Raw genomic sequence first — 17103 nt, forward strand, 5'->3', positions numbered from 1 at the left:
CTTATCGGGAGAGTTGTGCTTACCCCGGGTTCGGTTCAAAATTATCGTGCAAAAAGGGCTGCGCCTGGAGGAGAAATGGATCCAGTGCCGCAGCCCTAAGTTCGCCTAATATGCAGGAGGGAAGTTCAAGTAGTATTCGATGTCACCCGGAGATGATCAACCTGAAATTGGTTTCAGGTTTGAAGTCTTAAGGTATGAGATCTCTATACGGAAGTTTACTCGGATCAGTAGCTGCGCGAGAGCGGAGAAAGCGGCATACGGACTATGTTCGTGGGCCCTGAACAAAGCAGTTTCAGGTGACTGGCCTTGGATTCCAGGCAACCTGAGAAGTATCCGATTGCGCGGATGAACTCATCAAGGCTGCCATGAGCCAAGCGACAAAAAGCCTGAGCCAGTTCAGGCTCAGCCGCAGATTTTGCCCGGCGGCCACCAGCAGCGCATTGATCGCATCCCCGGCTGCTCCGAGCAGGTGATTACGTCCCAGCCGCCCGTCCGCCTTCATGGGCCCGATCATCGGCTCGATTGCAGACCGGCGGCTCAGCTCGCGCTTGATCGTGGGCGTGAGCCCCCGCCGCTGGCGGGTGATGAACACGCGCTCCTTGTGCGCATAGCCGTGCCCGCGATAGCCCTGGTCGACATAGATGCGCGAGGGCTCCACGCCCGTCATGGCCACGACCTGATCCATCGTCGTGCGGAGCGTGTGACGGTCATACGGGTTGCCCTCCAGCGATTTGGAGGCGAGCACAAACCCTTCGCGGTTGGTCACCGCCAGCGCCACCTTGGAGCCGAACTCATACGGCCGATGTGCCTTGCCTTTGGCGATGCACACCACCTCGGGCGCATGCAGGCTGTAAAGTTTGTTCTGGCTCGTGCGCTCCTGCGTCAGAAGACGCTCTGTCAGGCTTAGCAGACGGGCAAAGCGAAGGGTGAGGCCCTCATCCGCGGCGACCTTGCGGGCGACATCGCGGTACACGCGTCCCAAATAGGTCTTCAGCCGTTTGAGCTCGCGCCGCGTCTGGCGCGCATGGGTATAGCGGCCCACCTGCACGGCTGCGCGTTTGGCCAGACGCGTGTGAGCCTGACGCAGCGTGAGGCCGCACTTCTTGGCGTGCCGCACCAGGGCGAGGAGAGCCTTGAGAGAGAGCTTTGCGTCGGTGGGATGAGTGATCGCCGTGGGCTGCACCGCGCCGCTCTCCAGCCCGGCCTGGATCGTGGCCGCCAGCAGCATCTCCAGTCCCGCTGGTCCAAGCCGCTTGCGCCAGCGCGTGAGCAAGCTCGGATCACAGGGCAGCTGATGCTGGAAATACTCGCAGCCGCAAAACCACTGTTCGCGGTAGGGATGCCTGTTGCCAGGCACCCCCGCACAGATCTGAACGTGCCCCATTCAGGCATTCGACCCTACCTCGGGTGTGTGCCGGTAAACCGCTGGTCGAGCCACGGATGAAGGATACTCGCCTTCTTCCGCAGCCTTGCGGCCTGCCGGACACGGTTCAGCCCCGGTGACACGCTGGCCCGGCTCTGGGTCCGGGGCGTGCGTGGATGGCCCGTGTTCCCCTCGGTCCCCGCCCTTGGCTCCGCCCCCTCCGCCGCCAGTGTCCCGGCTTTGTTCGCAGGCTTCGTTGCTACTATGGCGAGGTCAGACTTCTCCGGCTCGTGCATCATCGGCTTCGGCTCCTCGCCTTCCCGATGCGGACCGTCGGCTGATACGCACACTGACGGTCGAGCCGGAGATCTCCCGGTTCCCGCGCAAAGAGCGTGCGTGCATGCCAGGGTCTGCGACCACGCCGGATCCCCGCAGCCCTTGCGCTGGCGCGCTGCGGGATGTTGCCTTCCACGTACTGGAGCGTGTCGGCATCCGGGATAAGAACCCTATCGTGGCTCCATGGCTGGCCTGCACGTGCCCCTGCCGACACTTCGACGGCAGCCTCGCGGCGGCCTTCGCACGGCTCGGGGTCGATGTGGATCGCTACTCCTTCATCGCGGTGGACTTGCACCACCTGCTCTTTGCCGGTCTCCCGGCGCTCCCAATACGGGTTCTCGATCCAGCGCTGGACCACCGCTTCATCAGACAGGTTGAAGGTGTGCTGAAGATAGGACAGACCCACCATCAGGCGCGTCGGCTTCGCAGGCCTCCCGAGTGGGCAATAAAAGCGGCCAAACTCCTGATCGAAGCCGTTCCAGCCGATCCGCCCTGCCAAGCGAAAGAGCTCATGGCGCTGATCGAGGATCGGATCGAGACGGCTGCGGTAGAGATCGCCGGAGCTCGGCAGCGTCGGCTTGGGTCCCATGGCAAAACACCAAGTTTGAGCGGGTCAGTCCCCAGATACTCTGGCATTCTACGATATACTCTGGCATTCTACGATGCTTCGCGAAGCCGAAGAATCCTTCACCCTCAACAAGTTGTGGGTTGTTCAGGGCCGACTATGTTCATCTCCTGATAGGTGTCAGAACTAAGGCCGGATCCGACAGTGGACCCCCCTTTGGAATCCTACCTGTGCTTCCTTTCTCGAAGGACCTCATTCTGTGTGAACCGGAGGGCCACGCCAACGAAAAACTAGGGTCACATTTTAGGCATGATGAGCTAATGCACAGCCATACTCACGTATGATTTCCTTCTTCGTGACCGAGTCGTATTTATCTTGGCGAGGTCTATGATCCTAAGTTTCTTGTTTCTCGCACGCAGAAGGACACGCAGAAGGACGAGCCGCGTGCAAAAATCCTCGATTATCACAATCATTGACGATGATGAATCCGTCCGAGCCGCGATCAAGGGGCTTCTAAGGGCGATTGGATACACGGTATACACATTTTCATCCGCCGAAGATTACCTGGGCTCGCCTCGTGTGAACGACACGTCGTGTCTTATCACGGATGTTCAGATGCCGAGCATGAATGGATTCGAGCTGCAACGCCACTTGGTAGGCAAAGGTCAGCGCACGCCCATCATTTTCATAACGGCTTTCCCCGAGGAGCCAATCCGGGCGCGTACACTGGATACCGGAGCTATCTGTTTCCTGAGCAAACCTTTCGATCCACAAGTCTTGATTAACTGTCTTGATCGAGCTCTGAAAGAAACCTGATAGTGCTACTGAGGGCCAGTTCCAAACATAGGCTGGACAGGGATGGATAGGCTCAGCCAGGCGGCGAGCCACTATCCACCCAAGGTCGATTGTTTCCTCCGCCGGAATCGCCAGCTACCCGGTTCGATTTTGCTGACGATACAGCCGAGCTTAATTATGCCAGGGTACCCCGGTCACAGGCATTCCCTTGCGTGAAATCAAGCTGTTCTGTTCTCCACTTTCACCGCTCAAGGTGCTAATTTAATTGCGATCGTCTGGTAGTTGGAGAGATGCCTCATGTCGCACCGTTCAGCTCCAGTGCCTGCGAACGCCGAAGAGCCGGTCATCTTTATCGTGGATGACGACGAATCCCTGCGCGATGCACTCGGAAGCCTGTTTCGCTCTGTCGGGCTCAAAGTCGAGATGTTCAGTTCCGCCGCCAAACTACTGCGCAGCACCTTTCCGGACGTGGAAAGTTGTCTGGTGCTTGATGTCAGGTTGCCAGGACTGAGCGGCCTCGACCTTCAGGCGGAGCTGGCCAAAGCAAATATTCACATTCCGATCATCTTCATAACGGGCCATGGTGACATTCCAATGTCGGTGCAAGCCATGAAGGCTGGAGCCGTCGATTTCCTGCCCAAGCCGTTTCGCGATCAGGACATGCTGGATGCGGTCGCCATGGCGCTCGAGCGCAATCGTCAGCAGCGACGGGCCGCGAACCAGCTGTCGGACCTGCGGGTCTGTTTCGAGACCCTGACTCAGCGCGAGCGCGAGGTGATGAGCCTGGTCGCCGCCGGTCTGATGAACAAGCAAATTGCGGGGGAGCTGAGGATCAGCGAAATTACCGTCAAAATCCACCGTGGCCAAGTCATGCGGAAAATGGGCGCACGTTCGCTGGCCGATCTGGTGAGAATGGCCGAGGTGCTCAGAGGCCACTCGTCCTCACAGTAGGCCTACGGGTACGGAGACAGCACGAGGGGCCCGCGCTGAGATGACAAATTCCCGCTCAATGAACAGCGAGGAGCCATGGCAGGCCGTATTCGAGAACAACCCGACCATACTTCATCACCGATGTGCCCGGCACCATCCTGTCCATCAATCCCTTTGGCACTGTGCAGCTCGGCTACACTGTCGGCAAGCTGACTGGGCGGTCTGTGCTGAGTCTCTTCCATGAGGCCGATCGGGAGCCCCTACGCGAGACACAAATAGAGCTGGCGCATGTCACCGGCGTCACGACGGTGGGGCAACAGGCGGCCTCAATCGCCCATGAGGTCGATCTGCCGTCCGAAGCGACGGCTGAGTTTAGCGGAAGTGGCGAGAGTGACTGGGTCTCTGGCGACACGCACGAGGCCATCGCGCCTGTAAAACCTAAGTATGATATCATTGGAGTATATTCGCTTCATACTCTTGGCACTTACAGCGGCTTCGTAATCAGAGAGCTTTCCATTCCCCACATCGGGAAGGTTGGCCACTTGTCCAAAGTTCCGATCATTTCGGTCATCGACGATGACGAGTCCGTTCGGACGGCGATGAACAGCCTTCTGAGCTCGGTTGGAATGATCGTTCATCTGTTTGAATCCGCTGAAGACTTCTTGCAGTCCGCGTACGTGAGCGATACGGCGTGTCTGATCACGGATGTTCAAATGGCGGGCATGAGCGGAATCGAGCTGCACCGATTCTTGATCGCCCAAGATCAGGGCATACCAACAATATTTATCACGGCTTCCCCCGAGGAGAGCATTCGGCCGCGACTGCTGAAAACTGGAGTGGTTTGTCTCCTGAGCAAGCCGTTCGACGAGCAAGCGCTACTCCAATGCCTCGATACCGCTCTGAAGAGAAATAGGGATGAGGATGTCATGCAATAGTTTCCCAGTCGCTGGTCCTCAGGTCAGCGAGCCAGTACGAAGGGTCAAGCGGCTTGCAGTTCACTTTACGCCTATTGCCATTTAGACGGTCGCTCGAGACGCCGGGGTATAGAGCTCGAAGCCAGGCAGCCGCACCCGGTCTTTTGGTCTGCGAGACAGTCTCCAGGATGGCGCCAATTGAGCAAACCTGTAGCGTACAATCCTGCGACGGTAACCTAACGTCAGTCAACATGACAGCCGAAATCACCTAGTGATAGAGCTCGCGCCGGTGCCGCGCCTTCAGCACCAAGTCTACGGCCATGGCCAATTCGGCTTGATCGAACTCAAAGCATCCGAGACTATCAACCGCCGAGCGGGTGGTATGCGAGTAAATCTCGAGCCAGAACGGCGGCAGATCCTGCACGCCGGACGCGTCCGGAAGTTCGCTGAGACGCACCTCGAGGGAGCAGAACCGTGCAACAAGAGTGGTTCGAACGCCGGCTGTATTCTCGGCCGCGAACACGAGCTGGACGTAGGCGCGGATGATCTGTTGCTCAATCTCGTCCGGGGAGAGGTCGGGCAAGGGAGAATGACCGGTATCAATGCGACAGTCCCATGCCATTCGAAGCTCCATTGTTGTCTCGCTGCATTCTCAATTCTCCAAGGGGAATGGGCGCGACGCACCTTTTATGCAGCGCGTCGATGCTCGCTGAACCCGAGCGGAGCAGCGGCTCGCGCCGCCTGTGTCCCCTCAATGACATGCCGAATTGTTTCTGACACGACAGTCACTGTCGGCTCGTTCAGGACGATGTCGCCGCGCGCCGAGAGGCATGTGGTGTGAGCGGCGATGATGACAGGGCGGCTGGGATAGGCGTCGTGATACTGGTCTGCCAGAATCCAGCCATCGATCAAGCCCGGTAGAGCAGCACGGCAGTATAGCCAGCCGATCCGGTGCTGCCGATGCCTGAGGATGAGAAGGGCCCGCTCGCCCGTGTGGGCGGTCAAAACAGTGTAGTTGGCAACCCGGCACTCCTGCGCAAGCCGCTCGCAAAAACCCGGATTGCTGTCCACGATCAGGATGCATTCTTCGATGATCGGGCTCATAGCGGTCTCCTGCACGATGGCGCTTCGCCGGCTCTCGCTGGTGAAGTTCACCTCGAGAGCCTTGACGTTCTGACATTAGCCGATTTCATCATTGGGCTCGATTGTCTTTGTGGGTGGGCCAATCATCGGGAGAGATTGCGGCGGTCATACTTTGGTTTGGGTCGATCGATACGACGATCCTCGTGACACGACCGGTCTGAATAGAAACCCCTTAGGACATCCAGTTGGCACGGTGATGATGAGATGATGTGAAGCCAAAGCGGACATGGACCGCCGGAACTGGCAAACCCGTGGCATTGTCTTGCGTCAGTCAAGCGCGATAACGTGAGAGTGACCAGCTTCAGCGTAAAACATCAGGGCCTGCGGTCATGTAGCACCGCGCTTGGAGGCCGGAGACATGACTGCACCCGCCCCGCGAGGCACAAACGTCATCAACAATCACATTGCCAAACGGGCGCCATCCAGACATGACACCCCCAATGGCCGGACGTGGCGTGGCGATGGATCGTGCCATCATCCAGCGCTGGACGGATCACTAGGCCTCGCTCTTGTTGGAGCAGTTCAACCTCCGCAGGCGTCCGGTCACTGGCGAGTGGCAGTATTTCTACCGCGCCAGTGATAGCACCGGTGACACGGTTAATGTCTGGTTTAGCGAGTGGCAAATTTTCACCGCCGCACAACGCTTTCTTCGCAAGGCTTTCAAGCGACACGGCCGACCAGGGCGGATTACCAGTGATGATCGCCAGACCAACCATGAAGCGATTCTGTCCTGCGATATGACGGAGAGGCTGCAAGAAAGGCGCAAGCTGAAACCAATCTGTATCCGGCAGAGCATCGATCTCAATAATCGCGTTGAGCAGGACTATCGGGCCATCAAGGGGCGCGTCAGTTCAATGTTGGGTCTGGAGTCAATCAGCAGTGCCCGTGTGATTCTGAGCGGGATCAAACTGGTTCACATGGTGTGCAAAGGGCAGGCGAAGTATGCCTGCCGCTCGAACCTCTCGCTTGTAGAGCAGTTCGATCTGATCGCTGCATGAGGTGGAGCGAAGCTCGGATCCATGCCTTCAACTCTAGCCAAGAGTTGCGATAGGGTCGTACCTGATGTCCACATGTGACAGCGCCGACTAGCTTGTGCTGCCGTCCTCAACCAGAAAGTTGAGTGTGCAGACTGTCGCACCCGCCAAGTCGGTGACCTGCAGCCGCCACTCGCTTCCGCGCCACCCTTTCTTCCCAGCATCTCTGAGGAGTTCACCTGCCACCGTAATTGCATGGGCGCGGGCCTCGTCACGGCTGGCGAGGACGGTGCCTTGCTCGTCGAGAGCCTCTTCTCCGTCGCAGATGTGAAAGAAATACCTGAGCATGGTGGATACCTGCACTTAGATTTGCAAGGAAGCAACTTCAAGACAGCGATCGCAGCTCTGGAATTGGCTTGTGCTTATGGTCCTCTGCTGCATCATTCAGTATCATAAAGGCGGCGACTGCCGCGGCTAGAGCAATGAGCGCTAAGGCAACATCAATGATTCCGCACTGATGCTTGCGCAGAGAGATACTCATCTCCGATGCCGGTGAACAGTGATGAACAAACTCTGTCGCAATTACTGACGCCGAAGTAGAGGCGCTTCGATCTCGGCACGTGGGGAACGTCGCTTCGTGCATCCAGTTGCTCCTTGGGTGCGTAAAAACTCGCAGATCGTGGTCCTCAGCTTGCTCAGGTCGCAATACCCGGAGAGAAGCATCGTATGCGAATAGTCTCGGTTTCATCATGGAAAGACCAGACGACATCCTCGACATCCGGGTTGCCTTAAGCCAAGGTGAATTCGGGTCCCTCATACCAGCTCCCCTCAGTCAGGACATGATACTTGTCCCGCTCCATCTTCCGGCCTTCGGTGCTGCTGCCGTCATTGTAGCTGCGGCATAAGCCGCCCAGCTTATTCCTGGCCGAGTTGCACCAGAACCCGCTGCGCTGACGTGAGCTGAGGGCGGCTCTCTGGCGGAAGCGCATCGGCAACCAGGCTAAGCAAGCGGTGTTACACGACGGCTGCTACAGCCAACACTGCGAGCACATTGTCGAAGCGTTCGAGCATGGACAGACGTCCTAACGCGCCATTGATACTTACTTTTCAAGACTACGCCGCAGTTGCGAACCTCTCGATTGTACATGGGTTCGGCTTGGGACGTACCACGGTGCGACGGCCCTCCGCCCTAGGGACCAGGTTACTTATACCTTGATGTTACTGCTGTCTCGCATCTAATGATCTTCACGAAAGTCCTGCAACCGAGAGACCTGCGTGCCGAAAGAAGCTGACGATCATCTCGGGTCGGCGCTGCAGGCGGCTGAACTCGCGCGGCGCCAGAAGGTGGAGATCGGCCACTGATCCAGGTAGCGCATTTTCCATGGCTCGCTTGACGAACGCATTGCACTGCTCCTCTGAATTCAGTTCGGGTGCATAGGCCGGCAGGTAGGCCACGGCAAAGTCCTGCGGATGGGCCGCGATGAAGGCGGTGGTGACCTGCGATCGATGCGCGTTGAGCCGATTCCAGACCACCAGCAGCGGCGTGCCGACTTTCCGACGAAAGGAGCGCAGAGCCGAGATCACGGTCTGGCTTGGGATGCTGGTGCGGAAGTGGCGAGCGTAAAGGTGTCCGTCCGGCGTGATCACTACGATGCTTGACACCTCCCGCCGCTTGCTCACCCGCCGCAATACCGGGGTCAGCCCGCGTCGTGCCCGGCCGAGCGCGGAAGCTGTGGCCCGTCTCATCCACGAGCAGGAGCATCCAGTGCTCCCGCTGCGCTTTTCTCTAGGACGGCAAAGCTGGCTTCTCTATTCGGCCGTTTGGGGTCAAGCGCTTTTGGCTGGCTGATCGCACAAGATGGCATTGCATGTCCCGCGGGCTCTCGCTTCTCTCCGAATCGGCTCTTGGCCCTTCCACTATGGGGTCAGACCAATGAAGCGGAACAATCTGTCTGGCGTCCTCCTGACGCCATGAGGCGCAAGGAGCTACCGGCTTTGCGAACTCACTTCATCCATCGTCCCGCGAGGGACACACGTCCGCTCAGGCGCGGATCCTGGACGTCCTCCTTGACGGGGCAGTCTGTGTGTGGATTTGCTTCGGTTTTGTGGAGAGCGGCTTTGTAGCTATTCGGCCAGCGTCTCGAACTGAACCGGACTGACATAATCCAGTGTCGAATGACGCCGGATGGGATTGTAGAAGCCGTCGATGTACCGGCCGATTGCCGCCTTGGCTTCAGCTCGGGTCTGGAACACCGTGCGCCAGACCAATTCGGACTTCAAGGTCTTGAAGAAGGTCTCGACCACCGAATTATCATAGCAGTTGCCTTTGCCGGACATCGAGATCCGGATGCCGTGCTTTCGCAACTCGGCCTGATACTCGATCGAACAGTATTGACTGCCACGGTCAGCGTGATGGGTCAGCCCCTCACCGGGTCTTCGGATGACCAGGGCTTTGCGCAGCGCCTCGAGAGCCAGCTCCTTGTGCAGCCAGCTCCTTGTGCAGCCGGTCACTGACCGCCCAGCCAACCACCCGGCGAGCGAAGAGATCGAGGATCACGGCCAGTAGAGCCAGCCCTCACTGGTCCAGATGGACGAGATATCAGCGTTCCATTTCTGGTTCGGACGGTCGGCCGAGAAGTCCTGCTCGAGCAAGTTGGGCGCGATCGGAAAAGCATGATGGCTGTCGGTGGTGCGTTTGAAGCGCCGTTTCTGCCGGGCCTTGAGGCCGTTCTCGCGCATCAATCGAGCCGTCCGACGGCGCCCGATCGGCAGGCCCTGATCCTGGAGTTCGCGCGTCATGCGTGGGCTGCCATAGGTGCCATTCGACTCTCTAAAGGCGGACCGGACATGGGCGAGCAGCACCAGATCGTCGCGCTGACGCTGGCAGGCCGGACGACTTCGCCAGGCAAAGTACCCGCTCTGGCTCACCTCAAGAACTTGGCACAGGCGCTGGATGGGGAATGCCGCTTTCGCCGCATCGATGAACATGAACCTCATCGACTTCCCTCCTTGGCGAAAAAAGCGGTGACGGATTCAACGGGTCAGCGCACCATGATCGATTTTTCGGTGTCTGAAAGGATCCATGATGGCGCGTACGGGGCGGCCGGGTTTATCGGCAGAGCAGAAAAGGGAACTCTGGGCCCGGTGGAGAGCTGGCGAGTCGCTGAGTGACATCGGCCGTGCTCTTGGCAAGCATGCCGGGTCAGTCTTTGGCGTCGTGCTCGCCAAGGGAGGCATTGCTCCATCGCCGAGGACACGCTCTCGGCTTTCGCTCACGTCTGAAGAACGCGAGGAGATATCGCGTGGCCTCGCAGCTGGATGGTCATTCCACCAGATCGCGAACCGGCTTGGGCGATCACCCTCGACCATCAGCCGAGAAGTCTGTCGGAACGGGGGATGAAGGAGATATCGTGCCACGCAAGCTGACGAGCGTGCCTGGCAACAAAGTTTGCGTCCGAAAGCCTGCCTTCTGGCGATCAACAAGTCCCTCCAGGAGTTGGTAGCGGAGAAGCTTCAGAACCAGTGGTCTCCTGAGCAGATCTCAGGGTGGCTCAAGGCTGAATATCGCGATGACGGAACGATGCGTGTATCTCACGAGACAATCTACAAGAGCCTGTTCATCCAAGCCCGCGGCGTTCTCCACAAGGAGCTGACCCGCCACCTGCGGAGCAGACGGGTCATGCGGCGCGGCAAGACAGCGAGCACGGCCGGCCAGCCGAGAGGCCAGATTATTGATGCTGTCTCCATCAGAGATCGCCCGGCCGAGATCGAGGACCGGGCTGTGCCGGGGCATTGGGAAGGCGATCTGCTCGCGGGCGGCAAGAACACGCATATTGCCACCCTAGTTGAACGCCAATCCCGGTTTGTCATGCTGGTCCATGTCGAAGGCAAAGACAGCGCCAGCGTGGTGGAGGCTCTTGTTCGCCAGGTGCAGCAACTTCCTCAGGGATTGATGTCGTCGCTGACGTGGGATCGAGGCATGGAACTGGCCCAGCACAAGCGGTTTAGCGTCGCGACTGACGTGGACGTCTACTTCTGTGATCCGCAAAGCCCCTGGCAACGCGGGAGTAACGAGAACACCAATGGCTTGTTACGCCAGTATCTCCCCAAGGGATCGGACCTGTCCGTCTACAGTCAGAATGATCTCGACGCGATTGCCCTTAGACTCAACACCCGGCCGAGGAAAACCCTTGGCTTTAGGACCCCTGGCGCTATGCTAGCCGAAGCTGTTGCGCTGATCGATTGAACTCACCGTGGCCTTCTTGAGGATGTCGCGCTCTTGGCGCAGCACCTCGTTCTCGCGCCGCAGCCGCTTGAGCTCCTCCACGACGTCCTCATTGGGCGGCGTGGCCGACGAAGGCCGCGTGTCCTCGTGCTCCGCCATCCAGCGCGCGAGCGTCGAACGGTTCACCCCAAGATCGTCGGCGATCGCGCGTTGGGAGCGCCCACTCGTCAAGGCGAGGCAGACGGCCTCATCCTGAAACTCTCTCGTAAAACGGGTCTTCGGCATGGAGATCCTCCTGCTTCATGAGAAGCTCGCCATTTTTCCGGAGCAAGTCCACCATGCCGCCTTGCAAGCAGAAGGCCATCGGGTCAGCCGCGGACGGATCGAGCGACTGATGCGCCGGCATGGCCTTCGCGCCCTGGCCCGTCGGCGCTTCCGGCCTGCAACGACGGACAGTCGTCATCAGCTGCCGATTGCGCCCAACCTGCTGCAGCAGAAGTTCACCGTCTTCGAGCCGAACCGGGTCTGGTTGGCCGACATGACCTACATCCCCACCGATGAGGGCTGGCTCTATCTGGCCGTGGTGCTGGATCTGGCCACCCGGAAGGTGGTGGGCTGGGCCATGCGCGATCACCTGCGCGCTGAGCTGACCCTGGGAGCATTGATCATGGCAGCCCAGCGCCAACGACCAGGCCTTAGTCTTATTCACCATTCGGATCGTGGAAGCCAATACGCAGCTGAGGCGTATGCCCGGCAGCTTGCTGCGATGGATGCCAGGCCATCGATGAGCCGGACAGGCAATTGCTTTGACTGTGAGAATATCAGAGCCGCTCGGAGGGCCTGACCCTTGCTATGATTGACCGCGTGTCATTGCGTTGACGTGTCGGTCCTCCGGGCGGCACCTGGCAGTCTGCTGTCGCGTGACTTGATAGGAGCTTGAGGGATCTTGTCCCGTCACAGTCCTGTCCGCCCGCAGGAACCCGCCAGGACCTCACCCGCGGAGGACCAGGAATGCATGACACCGATCCCGCCGAGATCATTATCGGCATCGACACCCACAAAGAAGCCCATGCTGCTGTTGCTCTCAATGGACTGGGCAGCCGCCTTGGCGCGATGACCCTGCCGGCGACCCGTAGAGGCTATCAGGAGCTGGAGGCCTGGGCCCATTCATTGGGCCGCGTCCGAGCCTTTGGCATTGAGGGAACCGGGTCCTATGGGGCTGGCTTGTCGCGCTTCCTACAGGAGAGGGGCCATCGCGTCATTGAGGTCAACCGACCTAATCGCCAGATCCGGCACCAGCACGGCAAGAATGATCCACTGGATGCCGAGAACGCGGCTCGTGCCGTTCTCAGTGGCCAAGCCCGTGCGACTCCCAAGTCGGGCACCAGTTCAGTTGAGATGATCCGCCACCTCAAGGTGGCGCGCGACACCGCCGTGAAGAGCCGCACCCAGGCGATGGTCACCCTCAAGACGATCATCATCAACGCTCCCACTGCCTTGCGAGAGCCTTGAGGGGCTCACCGGCACGATGGCGCTGATCCGGCATCTCGCAGCCCTGCGGCCAGGAGGGATGACAGACCCGACAGCCTCCGCCAAAGTAGCCTTACGCGCTCTGGCCCGACGCTGGCTGATGCTCGATGCTTTGACCACCGCCTACGCCCCAGCTCTGAAGGAGGCTCATGGGATGGCGACCGGCACGGCGGCCGAGATGTTGATCCTGGTGGGCGATAATCCTGAGCGTATTCGCTCCGAAGCGGCATTCGCCAAACTGTGCGGGGCCTGTCCCATTCCCGCCTCGAGCGGCAAGACCTCGCGGCACCGGCTCAACCGCGGCGGCAACCGTCAGGCCAACGCCGCTCTGTATCGTGTGGTCATTCCCCGGATGCGCAGCCATTCTCCCACCCGCGACTACGTCCGAAAGCGAACGGCAGAGGGTAAGGGCAAGATGGAGATCATTCGCTGTCTGAAGCGCTTTGTTGCACGGGAGATCTTCGGCTATCTCTGCCGCGCCAGCAGGCCTCCCACGACCATCTCTTCAACCCCTTGACCTCTATAGGAGCATCAATGCCCCGATGGAATCCTTCTTCCATTCCTTGAAGGTCGAGCTGGTTCATCAGCGTCGCTGGACGACCCGCGACGAGGCGCGACGGGATCTGTTCGGCTATATCGAGAGCTACTACAATCGGCAGCGCATGCACTCGGCCCTCGGGTATCTCACACCCGAACAGGCCGAGCGGACAGCGAGCTAACCCGGTGTCCACTCAATCGGGGGAAGATCACTTTCCGGCTCCCCGCCGCTGAGCCACTCGCATGGCCCAGGTCTTGAGCCACGACCACTTCGTCACTCGTGTGAGCAGGGCTTGCGCGGCTTCGAACAGCAGGGTTCGCACCATGGCATCACCGTATAATGAGTTCCGGCCGACCCGGCGGCTCTCGCCCGATTGATGCTGGACCGAAGTCAAGCTCAGGGCAGATCCCACTGCCTTGGAATTCTGGAACCGGGCGAGGATGTCAATTGCCGAGACAAAGGCCAAGGAGACCACGGGGCCACCCCAGGAAACGTCATCAGCCGGCGGCAGGTTTCGTCATCGCGCACCACCGCCAAGAGCCGGTGGTGAAGAGTGGCAAAGTGCTCGCGCAGCACCTGTCGGGCTTGGAGCAGGGGCGCGATGATCTCAGCCAGATCCGGCATGCCCTCCATGAGCCCATGGATGCCCGCCTCGAACTTGACGGCGCCGATGACACCGACCTTGAGGCCGAAGTTGCGCGACAGGCCGCGGATGTCGTTCTCAACCGCGAGGGCTTTCTCCTGCAGGAGCTTGCGGGCGGTGAGCAGGGCTCGGCGCTTCTGGCTTGAGAGCATTTTGACGTGAACCGGTCGGAACAGGTTGACCCGCATCATCTGGGCGATGCCGCGCGCATCGTTGCGGTCGCTCTTGTTGATCTGCGCCTTGAGAAAGGCTTTGGCATGTCGGGTTTCGATGCACACGACAGGCAGCCCGGCCTGGGCCAGTCCCTCGAAGAGCCATTGCGAGAGCGGCCCCGCCTCGAGATCAATCCGCTCAAGGTGCCAGGCGGGATCTTGCAGAAGCTGCAGCAGGTCCTCGGGATGAGAGACGACCTTGATCTCACGGCAGATCTTCCCTGTCTCGTCAACGATGCACACCGACGTCTCTTTGACCGAGACATCCAAACCCGCATAGTGTTTCATGCTGCGCTTCTCCCTCTGAGGCCTGAGGCCGCTCCGAACGATCCTCGTTGTACCATCAGCCTGCAGTGCAGCACCTCACCGGGAATCGAGGGCTCCGGCGGCAGGCCGAATACCCATCAAAATCCAGCATACGTCTGACGAGAGCGGCAAGCGGCGGAATTCTGGGCTGATCTGTGCGGAGGCCGTGGTCGTCCCCTCACGGAGCTCAGCTCGCCGATTGACGGCTCTACGAACTCGGATGCTCCCCACAAAAACGTCAGGCCTCCGGCACCTGATGTCGGGTTTGTCAGGTCCACGCCATGGTGCTGTTCCGCCCGGCTTCCTGCCGCACTCTCATGGAAGTCCTTGAAGCATAAGCACAACATTCCTTCTGAGGCTCGATCCGCCAGAGTGGCACGAGTTTTGAAACTCCTTCGGTGCGAGGCACCAGGAGCGGCCGACTGGCATTCATGGCGTGCGGGTTGCCACGATCGATGGAACGAAGGAAGGAAAGCACCATGGCAGGGTGGCACCGTCACCCTAACGAGTCTACTTGCCTTTTTGAACATATCGGCCGGGAGGCCGGCGACGTCCTCTTAATGGGTGAGGGTTGGTCGGAGTGACCTGAAAGAGCGCTTCTCGGCTCAAGTTGACGAAGCCGAATTGTCTATCATGGCTTATGATGATCATAGATCCCCGGATCGACCGGCATATCCAAGTTCTGTCGATGAGGATTTCGCCCCCTCCTAAGTTCAAAGGAATCCGATGACCAGTCAACAGCCTTCATGGGATGGGTAATTATTAGCGGGATTGTCGCTTTGCCTTTATGTGCTAGTGATCCTATCTTGAAGGACGCTCTACTTGAGACAGGACAGCAGGGCCCTGGGGCTTCATCCAAGTTCTTCGACTATGCGCGTGCTCCATCACTTGAGAAGGTGATTTCAGTCGGGGCAGATTTCATCGTCCGCACTGATTGGACCATCATACGCTTGCTGGCGCTCGACCGTCAGTTGGTGGACTGGGACGCAATTCTCAACCCTATGCAGCCCGACGGCGTGCGCGCAATCGATGACCGTGCAGAATTTCGGGCCGCGAACTAAACGGCCAAGGGATGCCGCTCTTTCAGGCAAGACCCATCTTCAAGCAGAAGGATGAGCAACCGGCAAAAAGATCGTTGAAATCATTCGCCACGTTTGCGACCCGCCGGGGCGGCGCAGAAATCAATCTATCGCAGCGAGAAGGCGGGCCATTGCGGGCATGTAAACCGCACACGTCAGAGGTGGCCATCCTGATGGACTGGTGACCGGTCATGCAGTGATTTTCAAACTAGGCTATCATTCAAGGCCGTCCACTTCCGGCATCCTTGCCTTTCAATGCTCAACAACCTAACCACTCTGTGCAGGTCACCATGGAACGGCAGAACTCATACCGCGGTCTGTTGAAGATTCCTGGCCTATTCCGTCTGATCCTTGCTGCTTCCCTGTCCCGCCTGGCCGGATGCATGTTCGCCCTCACTTTGGTTTTGTTTGTGCTGGCGCAGTTTTCGTCACCGGCCCTTGCAGGGTGGCTTACATTTGGGGCGATCGTTCCTGGCCTGATTGTAAGCCCTGCCGCGGGCGTTCTGCTTGATCGGGTAGGGCCAACAATTGCGATCAGGATCAACATGATCGCCAGCGCTGTCTTCATTGCCGCGATCAGCTTCGCCGGTTGGGCCGGTTGGTCCAATCCGCCGATCTTGTTCATCCTGGTGATACTATTCTCGCTCACTGACCCTTTGGGCGCCGCGGGAACCCGCACTCTGCTGCCGCGACTCGTTCCACACCACGCGCTTGGTCGGGCCAATGCGCTGGACACCGCGGTCTATGCCATCGTCAATGTCATTGGGCCGGCGATGGCGGGCGTGGTCGCCGCCTGGCTCGGGCCGGAAGCTGCAATGTCTATGATCGCCGCAGTCTATGCAGGTGCCGCGATTTGCTTGTCCAACGTCCAACGCTTGCCGGGATTGGCTTCCACACAGACATGTTTTCTGCGCCAAACGATCGAAGGCATTCAGATGGTGGCTCGGCAGCCGACGCTACGCGGCCTGGCCCCCACCTATTCACTGTATCAGATCACATGGGGTGCCCTCAACGTGGTGGTTCCGGTGTTCGTGGCCGATCACTACGCCACGGCGAGCAGTTCAGCAACCGGGCTTTTGTGGGCTGCGATGGGTATTGCCGGAGGTGCCGGTGCGATCTTCGCCGGGCATATGCGCGTCATTGGACGCGAGCGCTATGTTATGGCCGCCGGAATGGTCGTCACCGCCCTTGCAGCATGGCCGGTTGCGGCGGAGTTTGGATTCGGCGGTCTGGCAATCGGCCTGATGCTCGCCAGCGTGATGTCCGGCCCAATCGATGTCGCGCTGCTGACCTTGCGCCAACGGTGCACCGATCCGCAACAGCTTGGCCGCGTAATGTCCATTTCGATGAGCCTGAATCGCGCAGGCTCCGCGGTGGGCTCGGCCATTGCGGGGATGGTGATAACGGAATCATTGACAGCCACATTCGTTTTGGCTGGCATCGCCTCTGTCGGTGCAGCCATCGCAACCGTGTCTATTCCTCCCGATACAGCGCCAGCGGGCTAAAGTTCCGTTGCTGTAACGTCGCTCTTCAGTGACCGAGGAGTTGGG

At 59.3% G+C, this 17103-nt stretch carries 10 protein-coding genes and 9 pseudogenes; 10 read left to right on the forward strand and 9 right to left on the reverse strand.

The features are described 5' to 3' along the window. Positions 1-292: 292 nt before the first annotated feature. Together ACD578_RS29615 and ACD578_RS29620 are read right to left on the reverse strand one after the other, a co-directional pair. Positions 293-1327: pseudogene (locus ACD578_RS29615) on the reverse strand (IS5 family transposase); the annotation flags it as partial. Between the two features lie 694 nt (positions 1328-2021). Beyond that, a pseudogene (locus tag ACD578_RS29620) lies at positions 2022-2288 on the reverse strand (transposase); the annotation flags it as partial. Positions 2289-2708: 420 nt separating this feature from the next. Between ACD578_RS29620 and ACD578_RS29625 the strand changes: the two are divergent. From ACD578_RS29625 to ACD578_RS29635, 3 genes are all read left to right on the forward strand, one after another. Next, positions 2709-3080 (forward strand): response regulator transcription factor, encoded by a 372-nt coding sequence (locus ACD578_RS29625; protein WP_404294525.1) that lies wholly within the window; start codon positions 2709-2711, stop codon positions 3078-3080. A gap of 276 nt (positions 3081-3356) precedes the next feature. Further along, a complete protein-coding gene (locus ACD578_RS29630; protein ID WP_404294527.1) occupies positions 3357-4010 on the forward strand; it encodes a response regulator transcription factor in 654 nt (217 codons plus the stop codon). Between the two features lie 113 nt (positions 4011-4123). Next, a complete protein-coding gene (locus ACD578_RS29635; protein ID WP_404295546.1) occupies positions 4124-4924 on the forward strand; it encodes a response regulator in 801 nt (266 codons plus the stop codon). Between the two features lie 247 nt (positions 4925-5171). On the opposite strand, the gene ACD578_RS29640 is transcribed toward ACD578_RS29635, so the two are convergent. Next, entirely contained in the window at positions 5172-5525 is a 354-nt protein-coding gene (locus ACD578_RS29640) for a hypothetical protein (RefSeq protein WP_404294528.1), read from the reverse strand. Positions 5526-5590: 65 nt separating this feature from the next. After that, positions 5591-6007, reverse strand: coding sequence for a hypothetical protein (locus ACD578_RS29645; RefSeq protein ID WP_404294530.1), 417 nt, complete (start codon positions 6005-6007; stop codon positions 5591-5593). Positions 6008-6486: 479 nt separating this feature from the next. On the opposite strand from ACD578_RS29645, the pseudogene ACD578_RS29650 reads away from it, so the two are divergent. Continuing rightward, positions 6487-7044, forward strand: a pseudogene (locus ACD578_RS29650) (DDE-type integrase/transposase/recombinase); the annotation flags it as partial. 87 nt (positions 7045-7131) lie between these two features. On the opposite strand, the gene ACD578_RS29655 reads toward ACD578_RS29650, so the two are convergent. The 3 genes and pseudogenes from ACD578_RS29655 to ACD578_RS29665 all read right to left on the reverse strand — a co-directional run. Further along, positions 7132-7368, reverse strand: coding sequence for a DUF6894 family protein (locus ACD578_RS29655; RefSeq protein ID WP_404294531.1), 237 nt, complete (start codon positions 7366-7368; stop codon positions 7132-7134). 897 nt (positions 7369-8265) lie between these two features. Then, on the reverse strand, positions 8266-8766 hold the full coding sequence (locus ACD578_RS29660; protein WP_404294533.1) for a transposase: 501 nt from the start codon (positions 8764-8766) through the stop codon (positions 8266-8268). A 378-nt stretch (positions 8767-9144) separates the two neighbouring features. Further along, positions 9145-10041 (reverse strand): annotated as a pseudogene (locus tag ACD578_RS29665) (IS3 family transposase); the annotation flags it as partial. A gap of 64 nt (positions 10042-10105) precedes the next feature. Here ACD578_RS29665 and ACD578_RS29670 point away from each other — a divergent pair. Next, positions 10106-11266 (forward strand): annotated as a pseudogene (locus ACD578_RS29670) (IS30 family transposase). On the opposite strand, the gene ACD578_RS29675 reads toward ACD578_RS29670, so the two are convergent. Next, complete coding sequence (locus tag ACD578_RS29675) at positions 11237-11530, reverse strand: transposase (protein WP_404294535.1); 294 nt, start codon at positions 11528-11530, stop codon at positions 11237-11239. The pseudogene ACD578_RS29670 and the gene ACD578_RS29675 overlap by 30 nt on opposite strands. Positions 11531-11582: 52 nt before the next feature. Here ACD578_RS29675 and ACD578_RS29680 point away from each other — a divergent pair. The 3 pseudogenes from ACD578_RS29680 to ACD578_RS29690 all read left to right on the forward strand — a co-directional run. Continuing rightward, positions 11583-12056, forward strand: a pseudogene (locus ACD578_RS29680) (IS3 family transposase); the annotation flags it as partial. Between the two features lie 200 nt (positions 12057-12256). Next, positions 12257-13292 (forward strand): annotated as a pseudogene (locus ACD578_RS29685) (IS110 family transposase). 16 nt (positions 13293-13308) lie between these two features. After that, positions 13309-13494: pseudogene (locus ACD578_RS29690) on the forward strand (IS3 family transposase); the annotation flags it as partial. 30 nt (positions 13495-13524) lie between these two features. Here the strand turns inward: ACD578_RS29690 and ACD578_RS29695 are convergent. Beyond that, positions 13525-14456: pseudogene (locus ACD578_RS29695) on the reverse strand (IS110 family transposase); the annotation flags it as partial. Positions 14457-15280: 824 nt separating this feature from the next. Here ACD578_RS29695 and ACD578_RS29700 point away from each other — a divergent pair. Together ACD578_RS29700 and ACD578_RS29705 are read left to right on the forward strand one after the other, a co-directional pair. Continuing rightward, a complete protein-coding gene (locus ACD578_RS29700) occupies positions 15281-15535 on the forward strand; it encodes a hypothetical protein (protein ID WP_404294537.1) in 255 nt (84 codons plus the stop codon). A 308-nt stretch (positions 15536-15843) separates the two neighbouring features. After that, the gene (locus tag ACD578_RS29705; RefSeq protein ID WP_404294539.1) at positions 15844-17058 is read left to right on the forward strand and encodes an MFS transporter; all 1215 of its coding nucleotides are present in this window, start codon (positions 15844-15846) and stop codon (positions 17056-17058) included. The last annotated feature ends 45 nt before the right edge of the window (positions 17059-17103 follow it).

The organism is Microvirga sp. RSM25 (genome assembly GCF_044784385.1).
Classification (GTDB): Bacteria; Pseudomonadota; Alphaproteobacteria; order Rhizobiales; family Beijerinckiaceae; genus Microvirga; species Microvirga tunisiensis.

What these genes read in the sequence shown, in the direction of transcription:
- ACD578_RS29630 (WP_404294527.1), top strand. Translation starts at nt 3,357, where the DNA reads ATGTCGCACCGTTCAGCTCCAGTGCCTGCGAACGCCGAAGAGCCGGTC.
- ACD578_RS29640 (WP_404294528.1), bottom strand. Translation starts at nt 5,525, where the DNA reads ATGGCATGGGACTGTCGCATTGATACCGGTCATTCTCCCTTGCCCGAC.
- ACD578_RS29645 (WP_404294530.1), bottom strand. Translation starts at nt 6,007, where the DNA reads ATGAGCCCGATCATCGAAGAATGCATCCTGATCGTGGACAGCAATCCG.
- ACD578_RS29655 (WP_404294531.1), bottom strand. Translation starts at nt 7,368, where the DNA reads ATGCTCAGGTATTTCTTTCACATCTGCGACGGAGAAGAGGCTCTCGAC.
- ACD578_RS29660 (WP_404294533.1), bottom strand. Translation starts at nt 8,766, where the DNA reads ATGAGACGGGCCACAGCTTCCGCGCTCGGCCGGGCACGACGCGGGCTG.
- ACD578_RS29675 (WP_404294535.1), bottom strand. Translation starts at nt 11,530, where the DNA reads ATGCCGAAGACCCGTTTTACGAGAGAGTTTCAGGATGAGGCCGTCTGC.
- ACD578_RS29705 (WP_404294539.1), top strand. Translation starts at nt 15,844, where the DNA reads ATGGAACGGCAGAACTCATACCGCGGTCTGTTGAAGATTCCTGGCCTA.